Below are 18,652 nucleotides of genomic sequence, written 5' to 3'. Positions count from 1 at the left end.
AGTGGCGGACGCTCGAAGGGCCATGCTCATCGAACGGGCTATCGGCCGGCCAGCGGGGGGCTGGTGGCGCGTCGCCCGTCCAACCGGGGTCTGCTTGATTGCTTGGGGCTTTGCTACTGCTGCGGACGGGCCCCAGTGTAGTGAAGCCGCCCCCCGTCACGCCCCGGGCTATTCCCCAAGGTGTGCACATACCGCATCGACATGTGAAATATGGTCCAGAACCCGCCGATGACCGAGGCCGCGGCTGCGCAGCAGGCGGCAATCCGGCAGCACGGCGGCCAGGGCCTCGGCATGGGCCAGCGGCGCCGCGCGGTCCTGCTCGTCGTGGATCAAGAGCACCGGCTGGTGCAGATGCGGGCCGAGCCAGTCCGGCTCGAATTGCGCCAACGGCCCGTCGCTCAGGCGCTCCAGCCGTTTGCGCAAATCCTGCCGGCTCGCCTCGCCGAGGCCGAAGGCCTGGCCGAACCAGGATAGCACCGTGGCCGGCGGCGCCGAGGTGGCGAGCAGCGCCAGACGCTGCACGGGCAGGCCGCGAGCCGCCGCACTGAGTGCAGCCACTGCGCCCAGCGAGTGCGCCACGACGCCGTGCAAGGGGCCGAGCCGGCTTGCCGCCGCGAACAAGGCGCGCCGCCACTGCGGCAGATGGCTGCTCCAGCCGCCGCTGTGGCCGTGGGCCGGCAGGTCGAGCAGCACCGGGTCCAGGCCCTGCTGCCACAGTGCCTCGCCGAGCTTGCGCATCTGCGACGCCCGGCCGCCCCAGCCATGGACCAGCAGCACCCGCGGGCGCTGCGTGGCCGCCGCTGCCGCATGGCGCCAGGCGCGCAGCTGGCTGCCCTCGAAGGCCCAGTCCTCGGCCAGCCAGGGCGCGGGCAGGCTGCGTCGCCCCAGGAACTTGGGTGGCAGCGGGCTGCAGAACAGGCGCAGCGCCAACGCGCCGCCCAGCTGCGGGCCCATCAGCTGGGCGAGGCGCAGGCCCTGGCGCAAGAGCGTGGCGGTCAGGCCGCCTGCGTAGAAAAGGCTGGCCGGATTGGCCTGGGCACTCAAGCTCATCTCAGCTCCTCCAGCGCGAAGTCATGGTTGTCGCGCGGCAGCACTTGCCAGAGGCGGCGCAGGGCCAGCAGCGCCCGGGCCAGGCCGGCGATCAGGACGAGGAACAGCAGCGGTATCAGCATGGCGGTCTCCTTGGGGTGAGCCAGCTTTGCGCACGACCGTGCGAAATCAAGTCGTGCAGGAGGGCGCTGCGGGTCTTCATGGGACCTCAGGCGCCGGCGGTGGAACGGTAGTGAGACATCAGGCGCTCGTAGGCGGCCAGGCCGCGCGCCATCACTTCGGGGTTGCGCAGGAAACGGGCCTCGCGCAGCAGGCCGGTGAACAGGGCGTCGAGCTCGAACACCAATTGCTCGATCTCGACATCGACCCGCAGATGGCCGCAATCCTTGGCTTGCACCAGGCTGCGGCGCAACACGCCGCGCCAGCGCTGCACACCTTCGAACAACAGCTCGCGCAAGGGGCCGTCGCGGTCATCGAACTCGAAGGCGCCGGCCACATAGAGGCAGCTGCCCCGGGGGCCGGCATGGCAGATGCGCTCCAGCCAGGCCTTCATCATCGCGTCCAGGCGCGGCAGGCCGCGTGGCTCACGCAGCGCGGGCAGCAGCACGTCTTGCTGGAAGCGGCGGTCGAACTCCTCCATCACCGCGCGCTGCAAGGCCTCGCGTGAGCCGACGCGCGAGAACACGCCGCTCTTGGAGAGATTCAATTTCTTGGCGACCTCGCCGATGCTGAGGCTGTCCAGCCCATCGAGCGCGGCCATCTCCAGTGCGGCATCGACGATGGCGCTCTGGGTCAGCTCACTGCGTTCGGTCTTGGCGGCTTCCATGATGGGCGCCAATTTAGCACGACCGTGCGAACTTGCAAGCCCCGGCCGAAATCAGGGGATTCAAGGGGCCTCGTCCTCGCCGGGGTCCTTCATCGGCCGGCCGCGCTTGGCCGGGTTCAGCTCGGGCTTGATGCCGCGCCGCGCCAGGGCCTCGCGCAGCAGGTATTCGATCTGCGCATTGGCCGAGCGCAGCTCTTGCGCGGCCAGGCGCTCGATCTCGGCCCACAGGGCCGGATCGAGGCGCAGCGCGAAGCTCTTCTTGTCGGGGCTGGCCATGGTTCAGGCTCGCGGCCGGCGCTGCGGGCGCCGGACTTGTCTGGATACCGGCACCGGGCTCGCGTTTGCCGGCAGCGCGAAGCGGCGGTGCAGCTGGATGATCCAGCCGATGAACAGCAAGACCGCCAGGACGACGCCTATCCACCAGAGGGTCTGAGGGATTTGCGGCAGCTCTGGCCGGCTGCGCAAGAGCATGAAGAGCTGCAGGCCTGCGAAGTGCGCGAGCAGCAGCAAGCCCAGTGGTGTCATGGCTTCACGCAGTCGGATGAGGGTGGCTTCGCGCCTTTCGGGCGCCAGCCAGTAGGCCTTGTTGGGCAGGTCCAGGGCGCCAGACATGCGCCGGGCGATCCAGGCCACGCCGTCCACGCATTGCCAGGGGACCGCCACCGACAGGGCCAGCATCATCAGCACGAAGGCGCTGCGGCCCATGGTCTTGCCAGGGTCGCCGACCTGCTCGGGCAGCCAGAACCAGGTGGCGGCGGTGAAGCCCAGCTCCAGCAGCCACGCGACGAGAAACAGGACGCGCATCGCCGGCTCCCGAATCAGTTGTACAGCGTGCCCGCGTTGACGATGGGCTGCGTGTCCTTGTCGGAGCACAACACGACCAGCAGGTTGGAGACCATGGCGGCCTTGCGCTCATCGTCCAGCACCACAATGTCGCGCTCTGACAGGCCCTTCAAGGCCTCCTCGACCATGCTGACCGCGCCCTGCACGATCTTCTTGCGGGCGCTGATGATGGCCTCGGCCTGCTGGCGGCGCAGCATCACCTGGGCGATCTCGGGGGCATAGGCCAGATGGGTGATCTTGGCGTCGACCACGGTCACGCCGGCCTCGGCGCAGCGCTCCTGCAGCTCCTTGACCAGCTCGCGCACCACTTCGTCCTGGCCGGCGCGCAGCGTGATCTCGCCACTGTTGGTGTCGTCGCCCTCGTCATAGGCGAACTGCGAGGCCAGGTGGCGGATCGCCGTCTCGGCCTGGATGCGCACATAGGCCTCGAAGTCGTCGACCTCGAACACGGCACGCGCCGTGTCTTCCACGCGCCAGACCAGGGCGGCAGCGATCTCGACCGGGTTGCCGCGCTTGTCGTTGACCTTCAGCGTGGCCGCGTTCAGGTTGCGGGCGCGCAGCGAGATCTTGCGCTTCATGGTCAGCGGATTGGCCCAGCGCAGGCCTTCGCTGCGGTCGGTGCCGCTGTAGCGGCCGAACAGGGTCAGGATGCTGGCCTCGCCGGGTTGCAGCATGTACAGGCCGGCGAGCGGCAGCCCGGCGGCCACGAACAACAGGGCGGCGATGCCGACCACCACCGGATTCTCGATGCCGCGGTACATCAGCAGAGCGCCGACGACTGCCAGCGCCAGGGCCACCAGCAGGGCGGAATAGCCGTTGGCCGTCAACGCGGCGGTCTCACGGCGGCCGTTCGTTTGCTTGCTCATCGCGATATCTCCTCTGGAAAAGGTGATATCACTTTAATTGCAAATTCCGGAAAGCACAAGCCGCCCGAAGGCGGCTTGCTTTGGGCTCAGCAGCCGCTTACTTGCAGCTGAAGGACTTGGCGCTGACTTCCTTGACATTGCCGGAGCCGCAGGTGGTCAGGGCTTGCTGGCTCATCTTGGCCAGTTCGTTGCTGTCGGCCACGGTATTGATGGGCGGTGCGAACACGCAAGCGCTGCACAGAGCAGCGGCGGCAACGGTGAGGGACAGGGTGGCGAGGCGCTTGATGTTCATGGGGGTACTCCCTTGCGGTGAATGACGAAAGCGCGAACTGTAGTGGGCGCCCTCAGCACGACCCAGCGCCAGCCGACGAACTGCAGATCGGCCAGGTCAGGCCGCAGCCGCCTGGTATCCCCGGGGCACAGCGCCCAGCAGCTTGCGCGTGTACTCCTGCTGCGGCGCCGCCAGCAGAGCTTGGGCCTCGTTCTGTTCGACCACGTCACCGTTCTGCATCACCAGCACCTCGTCCGAGATGAACTTCACCACCGCCAGGTCGTGGCTGATGAAGATGTAGCTGAGGCCGAACTCGTCCTGCAGGTCTTTCAGCAGGTTGAGCACCTGGGCCTGCACCGAGACGTCCAGCGCCGACACGGCCTCGTCCAGCACCAGCACCTCGGGCTTGAGCGTCAGGCAGCGCGCAATGGCGATGCGCTGGCGCTGGCCGCCGGAGAACTCGTGCGGGTACTTGGCCAGGGCCGTGTCATCGAGGCCCACCTTGTTGAGCAGTGCACGGGCCGTGGCCAGGCGCTCGGCATGGCTGGCGCCGATCTTGTGGATCTCCATCGGCTCGACCAGGGTCTGGGCGATGGTGAAGCGCGGGTTCAAGGAGGCATAGGGGTTCTGGAAGACGACCTGGATGCGGCGGCGCATCCGCTGCCACTCGGGGCCGCCGAGCTTGAGCAGGTCGCGGCCTTCGAACAGCACCTCGCCGCCGCTCGGCTCGTGCAGGCGCAAGAGCGTGAGGCCCATGGTCGTCTTGCCCGAGCCCGACTCACCCACCACACCGAGCGTGTGGCCCTTGCGCAGCTTGAAGCTCACGTCCTTGACCGCCTTGAACTCGGTCTTGCCAAAGAGACCGGTCTTGAAGAAGAAGCTCTTCTTCAGGCCGCGTGCTTCGAGGATGACCGGTGCCTCGGGGTCCTTGGCCTTGGCGGCTTGAGAAGCGGTGCGGCCGGCAATGTGGTCGTCGATCACCAGCAGGCGCGCCGGGTTCTCGGTGAGGCTCGGACGACAGGCCAGCAGGGCCTTGGTGTAGCTGTCTTGCGGCTGGCTGAAGATGCGCTCGACGCCGGCCTTTTCGCGCACCTCGCCGTGGCGCATCACCACCACCTGGTCCGAGATCTCGCCGACCACGCCGAGGTCGTGCGAGATGAAGAGCAGGCTCATCTTGTGCGTCTCCTTCAGCCGGGCCAGCAGCTCCATCACCTGACGCTGGATGGTCACGTCCAGCGCCGTGGTCGGCTCGTCGGCGATCAGGAGCTTGGGGCCGCAGGCCAGGGCCACGGCAATCATCACGCGCTGCTGCTGGCCGCCCGACATCTCGTGCGGATAGCTCCAGAGCCGCCGCTTGGGCTCGGGAATGCCCACCTCATGCAGCAGCTCCTCGGCGCGCGCCAGCGCCTGCTTGCGGCTCATGCCCAGGTGCTTGATCAGGGGCTCGCAGATCTGCGTGGCCACATTGAGCACCGGGTTCAAGGAGCTCATCGGGTCCTGGAACACGCAGGCGATCTCGCGCCCTCGCACAGCCAGCAGCTCGCGCGCCGAGGCCTGCAACAGGTCACGGCCCTGGAACAGCACGGCACCGCTGCGCTCTGCATTGCTGGGCAGCAGGTTGAGGATGGACATGGCGGTCACGCTCTTGCCCGAGCCCGACTCGCCGACCAGGGCCACGGTGGCGTTCTCCGGCACGTCGAAGCTGACGCCCTTGACCGCCAGCTGGCGCTTCATCTCGCCGCCCTCGCGGCCCATGCGGAAGGCGACCTTGAGGTCTTGAATACTGAGCAACATCGTCAAGCCTCCAGGCCGCGCAACTTGGGATCCAGCGCATCACGCAGCGCATCGGTGAACAGTGCGAAGGCGGTGACGAACACGGCCATGCAGCCAGCCACAGCCACCAGCTGCCACCAGTAGCCAAGGATCAGCTCGCCCTGGGCTTCGGACAGCATCGTGCCCCAGGACACCTGGTCCACGCTGACGCCAAGGCCCAGGTAGGACAGGATGACCTCGCTCTTCAGGAAGCTCACCACGTTCAGCGACAGCTGCACCAGGGCCACATGCGAGACATTGGGCAGGATGTGCTTGAACATGCGCGAGGCCTTGGACGCGCCAATCGCCTCGGCCGCCCGCACGTACTCGCGACCGCGATGCTTGATGAACTCGGCCCGCACCAGACGGTAGGTGCCGGTCCAACCGGTGAGCCCGAGGATCATCACCACCGAGCCGATGCCGCGCCCGAAGATCACCGCGAACGAGAAGATCAGCAGGATGTTGGGCATCGCGGTGAAGACGTTGTAGACCCACTCCATGAAGTCGCCGACACGGCCGCCGAAGAAGCCCGAGATCGAGCCCATCAGCGTGCCGATGGCCGTGGCCACCAGGGCCGCGAGCAAGCCCACGACGATGGACACCTCGGCGCCCTTGACCACCTTGGTCAGCACGTCGCGGCCCAGGCGGTCGCCGCCAAAGGGCAGGGTCTCGGCCTTGACCACATCGGCGGTCTTGAACTGCGCGGCGCGCTCGGCCCATTCCTTGTAGCGCGGGGCCAGCGGGTCGATGTCGCTCAGGTCCACGTTCGCGCCCTTGGGCACCTCGACCACGCCGGTCGGCTCCGGCGGCGCCGGGCCCAGGAGCGTGGGCGGCGCATTGGCCACGCCCTTCTCGTGCTGCCAGTCTGCCGCCACCCAGCCGGCCGCCGTGGCCCCCACCAGGATCAGGAAGCAGGCCACCACGGCCATGGCCACGAGGCCCACGCGGTCGGCGCGCAGGCGCCGCCAGGCGGCGTGCCAGACGCCTCGGGCACGCTCTTCGCGTTCCACGCGTTCGTTGTTGTTCGCCACGCCGCTCATTTGAGGACCACCCGGGGATCGACAGCGCGGTAAAGCAGGTCGGTCAAGAGATTCACGCTCATGGTCAGCATCGACAAATAGATGGCGAAGGCCTGGATCACCGGGTAGTCGCTGCGGTTCACCGCCAGCAGGATCTCGCGGCCGAGGCCGGGGATGGAGAAGAACACCTCGATCAGGAAGCTGCCCACCAGCACGCCGGGCACCAGCACGGTGATGTTGGTGAGGATGGGGATCAGCGCGTTGCGCAGCACATGCTTGAGCAGCACCGTGCGCTCGGCCAGACCCTTGGCGCGGGCGGTGCGCACGTAGTCGTGGCCGATCTCGTCGAGGAAGAAGCTGCGGTAGAGCCGGATCTGCGGCGCCAGCGCCACCGCCACCACGATCAGGATGGGCAGCGGCGCATAGGTCGTGAGGTTGGTCCAGAAGCTGTCGCTCCAGCCCTGCACCGGGAACCAGCCGAGGCGGAAGGCGAAGAAGTACTGCGCCAGGATCACGTAGACCAGCAACGAGACCGACAGCGCCACCGTGGCCACCGTCATCACCGAGCGGTCGGTCAGGCTGCCACGGCGGTAGGCCACGGCCATGGCGAACGGAATCGCCAGCACGACTTCCAGGAAGAGGATGGGCAGGGTCACGGTCAGCGTGGCCGGCAGGCGCGTCTTGAACAGGTTGGCGACCGACTCGCCGGTGGCCCAGCTCTTGCCCCAGTCGAACGTGAGGATCTGGCCGAGGTAGATGCGCAGCTGTTCCCAGACCGGCTTGTTCAGGCCCAGCTGCTCGCGGATCGCCTCGATCTGCTCGTTGCTCGCGTTCATGCCGCCCAGCACCTCGGCCGGATCGCTGCCAAAGAACTTGAACAGGAAGAACACCAGCAGCACGACACCGAGCAGCGTCGGGATCATCTGCAACAGGCGCCGTATCAGGTATGCGGCCATAGTGCCTCGTCGGTCGGTTGAGCGTCTGAACGAAAACAAACGGGCCCCGGCCGGGCCCGCTGTGAATTGGGGCGCAGTCTAGACCAGCGAGCCTCGGGGTTCACCCGTAGAAAGGGCGTTGCGCGCGCCCCTTATGCAGAACTGGCAAGAGCCCATGCCGAACTGGCGAAGGGTGCCAGACTTAGACTGCGCGCTTCTTTGCTGCACCCCCGTTGGGCGACCCCTCGATGAAGCTCCCGCTGCTCTTCCACCCGGGCCTGGCCTGCGTCGCACTTGCGCTGCTCGGTGCCGGCGGAGCCGCTGCCGAGCCGGCGCCGCAGAAGGTCCTGCGCTACGCGATCCGCAATGCCGAGTCGGGCTTCGACCCCGTGCAGATCAACGACCTGTATTCGCGCACCGTGGCCTCCGGCCTGTTCGAGACGCCGCTGCAGTACGACTTCCTCGCCCGCCCCTACAAGCTCAAGCCCGCCACGGCGGCGGCCATGCCCGAGGTGGCCAGCGACTTCAAGACCCTGACCTTCCGCTTCAAGCCCGGCATCTTCTTTGCCGACGATCCGGCCTTCGGCGGCAAGAAGCGCGAGCTGACGGCGGCCGACTACGCCTACACGATCCGCCGCCATTTCGACCCGCGCTGGAAGAGCCCCACGCTGTATGCGCTGGAGCCGTCCGGCATCCTCGGCCTCTCGGAGCTGCGGCAGGAAGCGCTCAAGACCAAGAAGCCCTTCGACTACGACCGCCCGGTCGAGGGCCTGCAGCTGCTGGACCGCTACACGCTGCGCATCCGCACCAAGGTCGGCAACCCGCGCCTGCTCTACCAGTTCGCCGACCCGCTGATGGCCGGCATGGCCCGCGAGGTGGTGGAGCGCTATGGCGACAAGATCATGGAGCACCCGGTCGGCACCGGCCCCTGGGTGCTGAAGGAATGGCGCCGCAGTTCGCGCATGGTGTTCGAGAAGAACCCGAACTACCGCGAGGTCTACTACGACGAGCAGCCGCCGGCCGGCGATGCCCGCATGGTCGAGCAGGCGGCCAAGCTCAAGGGCCGCCGCCTGCCGCTGGTGGACCGCGTCGAGATCTCGGTGATCCAGGAGAACCAGCCGCGCTGGCTCAGCTTCGTGGGCGGCGAGGTCGACATGATCGACGAGGTGCCGCCGGAATACGCCAGCGTCGCCATGCCGCACAACCAGCTCGCGCCCAACCTGGCCAAGCAGGGCATACAGATGATCCGCTACGCGCGGGCCGACATTTACGTCTCCTACTTCGGCATGGAGCATCCGGTGGTGGGCGGCTACACGCCCGAGAAGGTGGCGCTGCGCCGTGCGATCTCGCTGGGTGTGGACCTGGACCAGGAGATCCGGCTCGCCCGGCGCGGCCAGGCCATCCCGGGCCAGGGCATGGTCGGCCCCAACACCTTCGGCTACGACCCGCTGCTCAAGACCGAGATGAGCGAGTTCAACCGCGCCAAGGCCCGCGCCCTGCTCGACATGCACGGCTATGTGGACAAGGACGGCGACGGCTGGCGCGACCAGCCCGACGGCAGCCCGCTGCTGCTCGAGTACGCCACCCAGCCCGATGGCCAGAGCCGCGCGCTCGTGGAGCTGTGGCAGAAGAACATGGATGCGCTCGGCATCCGCATCAAGTTCACGATCGCCCAGTGGCCCGAAAACCAGAAAGCCTCGCGTGCCGGCAAGCTGATGATGTGGGGCCTGGGCTGGAGCGCCAACATCCCGGACGGCGACGACTTCCTCGGCATGGGCTACAGCCGCAACGCCGGCCAGTCCAACCACGCGCGCTTCAAGCTGCCGACCTACGACCGCCTGTTCGAGCGCATTGCCGAGCTGCCGGACGGCCCCGAGCGCCAGGCTGCCATGCGCGAGGCCCAGCGCCTGATGGTGGCCTACATGCCCTACAAGGTCCATGTGCACCGCATCTACACCGACATGGCGCAGCCCTGGGTCATCGGCTACAACCGCAATCTGTTCGTGCGCAACTTCTGGCAGTACGTGGACATCGACCTCGCGCGCCTGCCCAAGGACTCCTGACGATGACGCTGAACCGCCGCACCCTGTTGCAGGCCGCGCTCGCCGCCCCCCTGGTCGGTGAATCAGCGGCGGCGACCGACACTCCCAAGGTGCTGCGCTACGCCTTCCAGTCGGCCGAGACCGGCTTCGACCCGTCGCAGCTGACCGACCTCTATTCGCAGACGGTGGTGGCCCATATCTTCGAGGCGCCCTGCGGCTACGACCCGCTGGCCGTGCCGCCGCGCATCGTGCCGGTGACGGCTGAAGCCCTGCCCGAGTCCAACGCCGACTTCCGCAGCTGGCGGCTGAAGATCCGGCCCGGCATCTTCTTCGCCGACGACGCCGTGTTCAAAGGCCAGCGCCGCGAACTCACGGCGGCGGACTACGTCTACAGCTGGAAGCGCATGGCCGACCCGGCGGTCAAGAGCCCCAACTGGGCGGCCATCGAGGAGCTGGGCATCGTGGGCCTGCGCGAGCTGCGCACCCAGGCCCAGCAGCTGAAGAAGCCCTTCGACTACGACCGCCCCATCGAGGGCCTGCACGCGCTGGACCGCTACACCCTCGAGATTCGCCTGGACCAGCCCCGTCCGCGCCTGGTGCAGGCGCTGGCGCAGAGCGAGCGCATGGGTGCGCTGGCGCGCGAGGTGGTGGAGCATTACGGCGCCGACATCATGGCCCACCCGGTGGGCACGGGGCCGTTCCGCCTGACGAGCTGGCGGCGCAGCTCGCAGATCGTGCTGGAGCGCAATCCGGGCTACCGCGAGCGCGTCTACGAGAGCGAGCCGGCCGCTGACGATGCCGAAGGCCAGGCCATCGCCGCCAAGCTGCGCGGCCGCCGGATTCCGATGATCGACCGGGTAGAGATCTCCATCATCGAGGAGTCGCAGCCGCGCTGGCTCAGCTTCCTCAACGGCGAGCAGGACCTCGCTGACCGCGTGCCGCCCGAGTTCGTCAACGTGGCCCTGCCGCACGGCAAGCTGGCGCCCAACCTGGCCAAGCGCGGCATCCAGCTGACGCGCACGCTGGCGGCCGACACGGTGTTCACCTTCTTCAACCTCGACGACCCGGTGGTCGGCGGCTACACGCCCGAGAAGGTGGCGCTGCGCCGCGCGATCTCGCTGGCCTGGGACGTGGACCGCGAGATCCATTTGCAGCGGCGCGGCCAGGCCATCCCGGCCCAGTCCCTCGTGATGCCGCACACCAGCGGCTACGACGCGCACTACAAGAGCGAGATGGCCGACTACGACCCGGCCCGCGCCAATGCCCTGCTCGACACCTACGGCTACAAGGACGTGGACGGCGACGGCTGGCGCGAGCTGCCCGACGGCAAGCCGCTGGTGGTCGAGTTCGCCACCCAGCCCGACACCCTGAGCCGCTCCTACGACGAGCTGTGGAAGCGCACGTTCGAGCGCCTGCACCTGCGCGTGCGCTTCAGCCCGGCCAAGTGGCCGGAGAACCTGAAGTCGGCGCGTGCCGGCAAGCTGGCGATGTGGTTCCTCTCGGACACCTCGCTGCAGGCCGATGGCGCCTACGCCATCCAGCGCATGTACAGCCGGCAGATCGGTGCCCGCAACATGTCGCGCTTCAAGCTGCCGGCCTTCGACCGGATCTACGAGCAGCTGCAGCTGCTGCCCGACGGCCCCGAGCGCGAGGCCCTGTTCCGCGAGGCCAAGCGCCTGCAGGTGGCCTACATGCCGGTCAAGGCGCAGGTGCACCGCATCATCCCGGACCTGCTGCAGCCCTGGGTCTACGGCTACCGGCGGCCGCTGTTCCGTTACGACTTCTGGCAGTTCGTCGACGTGCTACCGCACTAGAAAAATCACTGGCAGTCCGGGCTCTCGGGCGCCAGGTCGGCCGCGCCATAGCGGGCCTGCACCAGGCGTCGGCCTTCGCCACCAGGCGTCAGCAGGAACAGGTGGCTGAACGAGCTCTCACAGACTTGCTTGACCTCCGGCCCGCCCAGCAGCTTCACCAGCGGCGCCAGCGTGTTGCTGTGGCCCACGATCAGCACAGCGCCGTCCAGCTTGTTCACGGCGGCCGCCACTTCCTGCAGGTGGGCCTGCATCTCGCCGGGTCGGATGGTGATCACCGTGGGCTGCAGCTTGCGGGCGGCCAAGAGCGGCGCGGCCGTCTGCTGCGTGCGGCGGTAATGCGTGGTGAACACCTGCTCGATGCCGGCGCTCTTCAGCGCCTCTGCGAGGGCCAGGGCGCGGGCCTGGCCGACGGCCGATATGGCGGGGTCCTTGGTCCCATCCTCGGCGCGCTCGGCATGGCGTGCGAGCACGATCAGCTGAGGCGCGGCCAGCGCGGGCAGGGCGGCCAGGGCCAGGGTGGCGATGGCCGCAGCGGCCTGAATAATCCTCATCGACAGCTCCTCACAACGATGCAGGCGCCGAGTATGCTCGCGGCTCAGGGGGTGGCCATGCGGGGTTTGTTCGCACTGCTGACGGGGCTGTCGCTGCTGCTGGTGCAGCCGCCAGCGCAAGCCGCCGAGCTGCGCGTGGCCTTCGGTCAGTCGGTCGCCCCATTTGCCGATGCGCAGGACGGCACCGGTGTCGAGATCGACATCATCCGCGCCGCGCTGCAGGCCGTGGGCTACACGATCAGGCCGGTCTTCATGCCCTCGGCCCGCAAGATGATTGCGCTGCGCAATGGCGATGTGGAGGCAGCGGCCACGCTGTCGCCGCAGGACGGGCCGGATGCCTGCTTTTCCGAGGTCTACATCCACTACCAGGACTTCGTGATTGCACCCAAGGGCCGGTATCCCAAGGGCCTGCGCCTCGCTGATCTCGCCGAGCTGCGCGTGGTGGCCTACCAGCTGGCCAGCCATCACCTGGGGCCCGAGTTCGCCGCCGTGGTCAAGGGCAATCCGCGCTATGTGGAGCAGGCCGACCAGCTCTCCCAGCTGCGCATGCTGTTCGGCGGCCAGGCCGATGTGATCGTGGCCGAGCGCCACATCTTCGAACACCAGCTGAAGCGCCTGCAGGAGAGTCGCTTCAAGGAGCGGCCTTTCGCGGTGGACTTCATCTCCCTGTTCAAGCCGGTGGCCTACCGCGTCGCATTCCAGGATGCGCAGCTCTGCGAGCAGTTCAATGCGGGCCTCGCGCGCATCCGCCGCGAGGGCGTGCTGGAACGCATCACCTCCGCCTACCTGCCCCTCGTCAAGCTGGCCCAGCCCGGGGCCCCGGAACCGCGCCCATGAAAATCTCCAGCAACGGCCTGCAGTTCGAAGTGCTCGACGAGGGCCCGCGCAAGGGCCCGCCGCTCTTGATGATCATGGGCCTCGGTATGCAGCTGATCGCCTGGCCCGAGGGTCTGGTGCAACAGCTGATCGCGCGGGGCTTCCGGGTGATCCGATTCGACAACCGCGACATCGGCCTGTCCAGCCACCTCGACGAGCAGGGCCTGCCCAACCTCGGCCTCGCCGCCATGCTCTATGCGCTGCACCTGCCCACGCCTCAGCCGGCCTACACGCTGCGCGACATGGCAGTCGATGCCCTCGGCCTGCTCGATGCGCTGCAGCTGCGCGAGGCCCATGTGCTCGGCGCCTCGATGGGCGGCATGATCGCCCAACACCTGGCCTTGATCGCGCCGGACCGCATCAAGAGCCTCAGCCTGATGATGACCAGCAGCGGCTCGCGCCGCCTGCCCGGCCCCTCGATGAAGCTGCGCGCCGCTCTGCTGTCGCGCCCGGCCCGGCCCGACGACCTAGCCTGCGTGATCGACCACATGCAGGGCATCTACCGGCTGATCGGCAGCCCGGCCTTCCCAGCGGCGCCGGCCGAGCTGCGCGCACGCGTGGAGGCCCATGTGCAGCGCAGCCACCATCCGCGCGGCGTGGCCCGCCAGCTCGCGGCCGTCGTGGCCGACAGCCAGCGCGCCAAGCTGATCAGCCAGATCCGCGCGCCCACCCACATCATCCACGGCAAGGCCGACCCGCTGGTGCCGCCAGCCGCCGCGCCCGATCTGCAGCGCCGCATCGCTGGCGCCACGCTGGACCTGATTGACGGCATGGGCCACGACCTGCCCGAGCCGCTCTGGCCGCGCTTCGTGGCTGGTGTGGCGGGCATCGCTGGCTTGTGACGCGGCGGGGACCGATGGCCGGCCAAGTCGCGGGAACTAAGATGCCGCGCCATACCCCGCCCCCTCACGCGCCATGAACATCGCCTGGACCCAGTTCACTCCCTGGCACGCCCTGCTCGGCGGGCTGCTGATCGGCGCCGCCGTTGCGCTCTACCTGCTGGGCAACGGCCGCGTGGCCGGCATCTCCGGCATCGTGGCCGGGCCGCTGCGCGCCTTGCGCACCGGCAGCCTGCGCGGCGAGGGCCTGCGTGTGCCCTTCATCGCCGGCCTGTTCGCGGCGCCCTGGTTGTGGCGCGGCTTCGCGGCGCTGCCGGCCGCCAGCATCGACATCGGCAACGGCGCCCTGCTGCTGGCCGGCCTGCTGGTGGGCGTGGGCGTGCGGATGGGCGACGGCTGCACCAGCGGCCATGGCGTCTGCGGCCTGAGTCGGCTCTCGCCGCGCTCGCTGGCCAATGTGCTGGCCTTCATGGGGGCAGGTGTTGCCACCGTCTACGTGCTGCGGCACCTGCTCTGAGGAGGTGCGCCGCATGTCTTTCAAGAAACTGTCCCTCGCCTTCGCCAGCGGCCTGCTGTTTGGCCTCGGCTTGATCGCGAGCGGCATGAGCAACCCGGCCAAGGTCAAGGGCTTCCTCGACGTGACCGGCGCCTGGGATCCCAGCCTCGCCCTGGTGATGGGCGGCGCGATCGCCGTCGGCCTGTTCGCGTTCGCTGCGGCGCGGCGCCGCACGCGGGCCTGGAGCGGTGAGGCCATCGAGCTGCCCACGGCCAGTGCCATCGACGGCCGCCTGCTCGGCGGCGGCCTGCTGTTCGGCGTCGGCTGGGGCCTTGCCGGCTTCTGCCCGGGGCCGGCCCTGGTGGCCTTCAGCGCCGGCTACGGCCCGGCCCTGGTCTTCGTGCCCGCGATGGGGGCCGGCATGCTGTTGCACGACCTCTTGATTGCCAAGCCGCGCCCCTGAGGCGCTTGGAGTTTTGCCATGCTGATCTTCCGCCAACTCTTCGATCCGACCTCCTCCACCTACACCTACCTGCTCGGCGACAGCGACTCGGGCGAGGCCCTGCTGATCGACCCTGTGTTCGAGCATGAGCGCCGCGACCTCGCTCTCTTGCGCGAGCTGGGCCTGCGCCTCGTGGCCACGCTGGACACCCATGTGCATGCCGATCACGTGACCGGCGCCTGGCTCCTGAAAGCGCGCAGCGGCAGCCAGATCCTGCTTTCGGAAGCCGCTGGCGCGAACGGCGCCGACCGCCTGCTGCGCCACGGCGACCGTGTGCCGTTCGGCAACCGCTCCCTGGAGGCACGCGCCACGCCTGGCCACACCAGCGGCTGCATGAGCTATGTGCTGGACAACCAGAGCATGGCCTTCACCGGCGACGCCCTGCTGATACGCGGCTGCGGCCGCACCGACTTCCAGCAGGGCAGTGCCGGCCTGCTCTATCGCTCGGTGCACGAGCAGTTGCTCTCGCTGCCCGCCACCTGCCTGCTCTACCCGGGCCACGACTACCGCGGCCTGACCGTCACCAGCGTGGCCGAGGAGCGGCGCTACAACCCGCGCCTCGGCGGCGACGTCAACGAGGGCGACTTCACCGGCTACATGAACCACCTGGGCCTGCCCCATCCCAAGCTGATGGACATCGCCGTGCCCGCCAACCTGCGCTGCGGCCAGCCCGAAGGTGGCGCGATGGCGGAAGGAAGCAACGAGGGAGATTGGGCGCCGCTGACGCTGACTTTCAGCGGCATATGGGAAATCCAGCCTGCCGTGTTGGCCGAACGTCTGGCTGAACGCGTGACCGAGCGCATGAATGACGGCACGAAGCCGCTGCCGCAGGTCCAGCTGCTCGACGTGCGCGAGCCCCACGAGTTCAACGATGCCCTCGGCCATATCCCGGGCGCCCGGCTGCTGCCGCTGCAGGAGCTGGCCCAGCGCATCACCGAGCTGGACCCAGAGCAACCGCTGGTGGCCATCTGCCGCTCTGGCGCCCGCTCGGCCCAGGCCACCGTGCTGCTGCGCAAGGCAGGCCTCGTGCGCGTGGCCAATCTCGCCGGCGGCATGCTGCGATGGCGGGCCGAGCAGTTGCCGGTGGAAGGCGGGCTGTCCTGAGGCCGCCGGCTGCAGCCACGCGGCCGGTGCTCCGGTTCAGGCGCGAGCGGGCAGCGCGCGCCCCAGGCGAAGCAGGCGCGCACTGATCGCGCCCCGGCTGCGCTGGTGCGCCTTCATCAGCTCGACCAGGCTGAGGCCTTGGTCGAACTCGCTGCCCAGCTGCTGGTCCTCGGCCTCGCTCCAGGGCAGACCGGCCTTGGCGGGCGCCGCGCGCAGCCGGGCCCTGGCCTGCAGCTTGTCCTCCAGGGCCTGGGCGGCCATGAGCAGGGCGCGCAGCACCCGCGGACGGTTGAGCAGATGGTCGTCGTCCAGCAGCTCTCCGCTGTCCGGGTCTAGGCCATCGGCCAGGCTGGCCACCAGCTGGCGTGCTTGTTCTGGGCTCATGGGCGGACCTCCTCTTCCCTCTCGCAATGACCGTTCGCCCTGCGTCCAAGCCGCAGGAAGTGGGTCAAAAGATAGCGTCGACAAGGCGCGTCCGCGTCATGCGCGCTGAGGAGGCATCGCCTGACGAGCCTAAGGCCCCGAGGGAAGCGCGCTCTCGGCACTAGCGGTGCTGCACTTGAAAGTTGACTTCAAGCAGAACTTCCAGGAACGGCGCCACTGCCGCCGAACAAACGGAAAGCAGCTCCGGCAGCTTGCTGCGGGCGTACCCGATCGCTTCTTCTTCAAGATAGCAGTCGTGGAGAAGATGGTCGACGTGATAGCCGAACGAGACCTCAGGGATTGCGAGCTCCTCGCCCATCGCGGAGCGAGCACACCACTTGCAGAAGGCCAGGACGCTTTCAGCCGACGACATCGGCAACGCAGAGGCCCGAAGCGCAAACTCAGTGCTGTACGGCAGTGGCGTCAAGGCGGCGGCGAAGTCTGAATCGGACCTGCGGAGGCATTGAGCAGGTCCATACAACGACAAGTCGATCAGCTCCTGCGACGCACAGTCGGATTTCAGGATCTGGCGATCCGCCCAGGCGACAACCTCCTCATCTGAAAGGAACTGCGTTCTCCAGAGCGCGATGACTCTCTCTATCGGTCGCACTTGAAATGCCTAACAATTAAACCAAGCATCCCGCTGCTAGGCGGCGCAAGCCGGCTCGATCGACTGAATGGGCGGCGATTCCTTGCCCGCCACATTTGAGCGCCAAGATTGGACAACCCCAATGACTTCGGCTTCGGCAAGATGCCCCACCCGATCAATTCGCTCGCTCATGGACACACAAAAGGCACGCCCGTTGACCGCAGCAAGCACGGCGTGAACCGCCTTCAGTTCACCCCGAGTCTGGACCACGATACGGACAAGCGGGCACTGCTCTGCCCGCAGCGCGAGCAGCGGCAACTTCGCCGATCTGCTCTTGCAGTAGAAGTTCAACGCCCGTCCATCAAGCTCTCGCTGAACAAGGTCGTACTGAGCGAACTGCAACTCGACCACGTTTCGAAGTCCGTCGGGGAGAGCTTGCACCAGCAGACACAGGACCTGGTACTCGGGGTCCGTAAGTTGGGTGCCGCCATACAGGAGGCGCGACAGGAATGTGCCGAACGCGCGTTTCATCGATGCCTGACCTTGAAGCTGAGCCGCGAGCGGCGGCTTGCCGACGCGAGTCGGCTCGATTGACTTGACTGGTCACGCAGCATTGTCGATGGAAGGGCAATAGACAACCTTGAACCGCTCACACGCAACTGGCATTGAGGGGCCCGGAACCCGGCCAATGCGGACGCACTCTCTTGCGTAGTAGGCCGCGTGGGCCTCGCGCCAGTACTGGAGCGAACCATCACCTTCCCCTTCGACGGCCGCAAACTCCGCGGTCACTTCGGAGAACGGTGTGATGTCGACCTGGGTTGTCTCGATCACGCATTTCGGCTGACCATCCCAGGTTGTGACTACGCTGAGATCACCTGGCTTTGGAACGACCTGATCCCCTGCCTCAAAAGACCAGACAAGGCCGGCGGTGGCTCTCTTGATGCCACGGACGACCAACTCAGCCAAGTGATTGGCACTCGGCTCGTTGTCATCAAAAACGCAGACCTCGAAGAAGCGATCCTCGACGTCGTCCGTCTGCGTAGCCTTGAACGCATCCCAGAACTGTTGAACCACAGGAGTCATTGGCGATGATGTTGCGGATGGCTAACGTTGATCATGAGCACTTTCAATCGACCTATCGATGCGACTTGGCTCGAGCGACTGGTCAGGCGGCTGCACTCTCAACGGACGCGGGAGAAGTAGTTCTTGCGCAGGACCGGGCGACCACTCGAATCAAAGTGGGCGACTGTTTCAATCATCGATGCACCGTCGGCTTGGACGGCATAGATTCGGGTCGAAGCGGGAATACCGTTCTTGCCCAATTGCATGATCAAAACATCAGGCCTCGGCATGATGGTTGCGGAGATATCGGCCTCGAAATTTGATTTCACCGGTGTCGGCGTGCCGTCCAGTGGTGTGACGCCCTCGGCCTCCATGTGAATCGCCCCGGGATTTCTAGACACCTCTGAGCCTCAAACCTGAGGCCCAATAGGAGGTGCCATGAATAAGCAGAGATACCCCGAAGAGTTCAAGACCGAAGCGGTCAAGCAGATCACCGAGCGCGGGCACAAGGTGTCCGATGTGGCGGCCAGGCTTGGCGTGAGCCAGCACAGCCTGTACGAGTGGATCAAGGCTCGCAGAACGCCGGCTGGCGAGCGTCAGGCCCAGCTATCGCAAACCGACGAGCTGCGCCGCTTGAAGGCCGAGCTTAAGCGCGTGACCGAGGAGCGCGACATCCTAAAAAAGGCCGCAGCGTACTTTGCCAAGCAGTCCGGGTGAAGTACGCGTTCATCG

General features: G+C 67.4%; 23 protein-coding genes and 1 pseudogene. 9 read left to right on the top strand and 15 right to left on the bottom strand.

What is annotated here, in order from left to right:
• Positions 1–168 precede the first annotated feature (168 nt).
• The 10 genes from J7U46_RS16180 to J7U46_RS16135 form a co-directional block, all read right to left on the bottom strand.
• On the bottom strand, positions 169–1,050 hold the full coding sequence (locus tag J7U46_RS16180) for an alpha/beta fold hydrolase (RefSeq protein WP_282827674.1): 882 nt from the start codon (positions 1,048–1,050) through the stop codon (positions 169–171).
• Complete coding sequence (locus J7U46_RS16175; RefSeq protein ID WP_282827672.1) at positions 1,047–1,172, bottom strand: hypothetical protein; 126 nt, start codon at positions 1,170–1,172, stop codon at positions 1,047–1,049. The genes J7U46_RS16180 and J7U46_RS16175 overlap by 4 nt, the downstream gene beginning before the upstream one ends.
• Positions 1,173–1,258: 86 nt before the next feature.
• Positions 1,259–1,876 carry a TetR/AcrR family transcriptional regulator gene (locus J7U46_RS16170; RefSeq protein ID WP_282827669.1) on the bottom strand — a complete coding sequence of 206 codons (618 nt, stop codon included), beginning with the start codon at positions 1,874–1,876 and terminating at the stop codon, positions 1,259–1,261.
• Between the two features lie 60 nt (positions 1,877–1,936).
• On the bottom strand, positions 1,937–2,152 hold the full coding sequence (locus J7U46_RS16165; RefSeq protein WP_282827667.1) for a hypothetical protein: 216 nt from the start codon (positions 2,150–2,152) through the stop codon (positions 1,937–1,939).
• A 3-nt stretch (positions 2,153–2,155) separates the two neighbouring features.
• Entirely contained in the window at positions 2,156–2,680 is a 525-nt protein-coding gene (locus J7U46_RS16160; RefSeq protein ID WP_282827665.1) for a hypothetical protein, read from the bottom strand.
• Between the two features lie 14 nt (positions 2,681–2,694).
• Positions 2,695–3,585, bottom strand: a complete 891-nt coding sequence (locus J7U46_RS16155; protein ID WP_282827663.1) for an SPFH domain-containing protein — start codon at positions 3,583–3,585, stop codon at positions 2,695–2,697.
• Between the two features lie 97 nt (positions 3,586–3,682).
• The gene (locus J7U46_RS16150) at positions 3,683–3,877 is read right to left on the bottom strand and encodes a hypothetical protein (RefSeq protein WP_282827661.1); all 195 of its coding nucleotides are present in this window, start codon (positions 3,875–3,877) and stop codon (positions 3,683–3,685) included.
• 96 nt (positions 3,878–3,973) lie between these two features.
• Positions 3,974–5,650: a dipeptide ABC transporter ATP-binding protein gene (locus tag J7U46_RS16145; RefSeq protein WP_282827659.1), complete on the bottom strand. Its 1,677-nt coding sequence runs from the start codon at positions 5,648–5,650 to the stop codon at positions 3,974–3,976.
• 2 nt (positions 5,651–5,652) lie between these two features.
• Entirely contained in the window at positions 5,653–6,699 is a 1,047-nt protein-coding gene (locus J7U46_RS16140) for an ABC transporter permease (RefSeq protein WP_282827657.1), read from the bottom strand.
• A gap of 5 nt (positions 6,700–6,704) precedes the next feature.
• Positions 6,705–7,643 (bottom strand): ABC transporter permease, encoded by a 939-nt coding sequence (locus tag J7U46_RS16135; RefSeq protein ID WP_282827654.1) that lies wholly within the window; start codon positions 7,641–7,643, stop codon positions 6,705–6,707.
• Positions 7,644–7,870: 227 nt separating this feature from the next.
• Between J7U46_RS16135 and J7U46_RS16130 the strand changes: the two genes are divergently transcribed.
• Positions 7,871–9,685: an ABC transporter substrate-binding protein gene (locus tag J7U46_RS16130; RefSeq protein WP_282827652.1), complete on the top strand. Its 1,815-nt coding sequence runs from the start codon at positions 7,871–7,873 to the stop codon at positions 9,683–9,685.
• 2 nt (positions 9,686–9,687) lie between these two features.
• Complete coding sequence (locus J7U46_RS16125) at positions 9,688–11,478, top strand: ABC transporter substrate-binding protein (protein WP_282827649.1); 1,791 nt, start codon at positions 9,688–9,690, stop codon at positions 11,476–11,478.
• Between the two features lie 5 nt (positions 11,479–11,483).
• Here J7U46_RS16125 and J7U46_RS16120 read toward each other — a convergent pair whose 3' ends face one another.
• On the bottom strand, positions 11,484–12,029 hold the full coding sequence (locus tag J7U46_RS16120) for a histidine phosphatase family protein (RefSeq protein ID WP_282827647.1): 546 nt from the start codon (positions 12,027–12,029) through the stop codon (positions 11,484–11,486).
• A 57-nt stretch (positions 12,030–12,086) separates the two neighbouring features.
• On the opposite strand from J7U46_RS16120, the gene J7U46_RS16115 reads away from it, so the two are divergent.
• From J7U46_RS16115 to J7U46_RS16095, 5 genes are all read left to right on the top strand, one after another.
• Positions 12,087–12,866 carry a transporter substrate-binding domain-containing protein gene (locus tag J7U46_RS16115; protein WP_282827645.1) on the top strand — a complete coding sequence of 260 codons (780 nt, stop codon included), beginning with the start codon at positions 12,087–12,089 and terminating at the stop codon, positions 12,864–12,866.
• Complete coding sequence (locus tag J7U46_RS16110; RefSeq protein ID WP_282827642.1) at positions 12,863–13,747, top strand: alpha/beta hydrolase; 885 nt, start codon at positions 12,863–12,865, stop codon at positions 13,745–13,747. Before J7U46_RS16115 ends, J7U46_RS16110 begins: the two co-directional genes overlap by 4 nt.
• A gap of 73 nt (positions 13,748–13,820) precedes the next feature.
• On the top strand, positions 13,821–14,261 hold the full coding sequence (locus J7U46_RS16105) for a YeeE/YedE family protein (protein WP_282827640.1): 441 nt from the start codon (positions 13,821–13,823) through the stop codon (positions 14,259–14,261).
• A 13-nt stretch (positions 14,262–14,274) separates the two neighbouring features.
• Positions 14,275–14,703 (top strand): DUF6691 family protein, encoded by a 429-nt coding sequence (locus tag J7U46_RS16100; protein ID WP_282827638.1) that lies wholly within the window; start codon positions 14,275–14,277, stop codon positions 14,701–14,703.
• Positions 14,704–14,724: 21 nt separating this feature from the next.
• Positions 14,725–15,846 (top strand): MBL fold metallo-hydrolase, encoded by a 1,122-nt coding sequence (locus tag J7U46_RS16095; RefSeq protein WP_282828204.1) that lies wholly within the window; start codon positions 14,725–14,727, stop codon positions 15,844–15,846.
• A gap of 36 nt (positions 15,847–15,882) precedes the next feature.
• Here J7U46_RS16095 and J7U46_RS16090 read toward each other — a convergent pair whose 3' ends face one another.
• Together J7U46_RS16090 and J7U46_RS16085 are read right to left on the bottom strand one after the other, a co-directional pair.
• Positions 15,883–16,230, bottom strand: a complete 348-nt coding sequence (locus J7U46_RS16090) for a hypothetical protein (protein WP_282827635.1) — start codon at positions 16,228–16,230, stop codon at positions 15,883–15,885.
• Between the two features lie 160 nt (positions 16,231–16,390).
• Positions 16,391–16,879: a hypothetical protein gene (locus J7U46_RS16085; RefSeq protein WP_282827633.1), complete on the bottom strand. Its 489-nt coding sequence runs from the start codon at positions 16,877–16,879 to the stop codon at positions 16,391–16,393.
• 108 nt (positions 16,880–16,987) lie between these two features.
• On the opposite strand from J7U46_RS16085, the gene J7U46_RS16080 reads away from it, so the two are divergent.
• The gene (locus J7U46_RS16080; RefSeq protein ID WP_282827631.1) at positions 16,988–17,452 is read left to right on the top strand and encodes a hypothetical protein; all 465 of its coding nucleotides are present in this window, start codon (positions 16,988–16,990) and stop codon (positions 17,450–17,452) included.
• Between the two features lie 9 nt (positions 17,453–17,461).
• On the opposite strand, the gene J7U46_RS16075 is transcribed toward J7U46_RS16080, so the two are convergent.
• Entirely contained in the window at positions 17,462–17,941 is a 480-nt protein-coding gene (locus tag J7U46_RS16075) for an ASCH domain-containing protein (protein ID WP_282827629.1), read from the bottom strand.
• A gap of 98 nt (positions 17,942–18,039) precedes the next feature.
• A complete protein-coding gene (locus tag J7U46_RS16070) occupies positions 18,040–18,294 on the bottom strand; it encodes a hypothetical protein (protein WP_282827627.1) in 255 nt (84 codons plus the stop codon).
• Between the two features lie 64 nt (positions 18,295–18,358).
• Here J7U46_RS16070 and J7U46_RS16065 point away from each other — a divergent pair.
• Positions 18,359–18,652, top strand: a pseudogene (locus J7U46_RS16065) (transposase); the annotation flags it as partial.

Origin of the sequence: Pelomonas sp. V22 (genome assembly GCF_030014915.1) — a bacterium.
GTDB lineage: Bacteria > Pseudomonadota > Gammaproteobacteria > Burkholderiales > Burkholderiaceae_C > JAUASW01.
The sequence above is the reverse complement of the archived record's forward strand: the minus strand, read 5'-3'. Positions and strand labels throughout refer to the sequence as shown.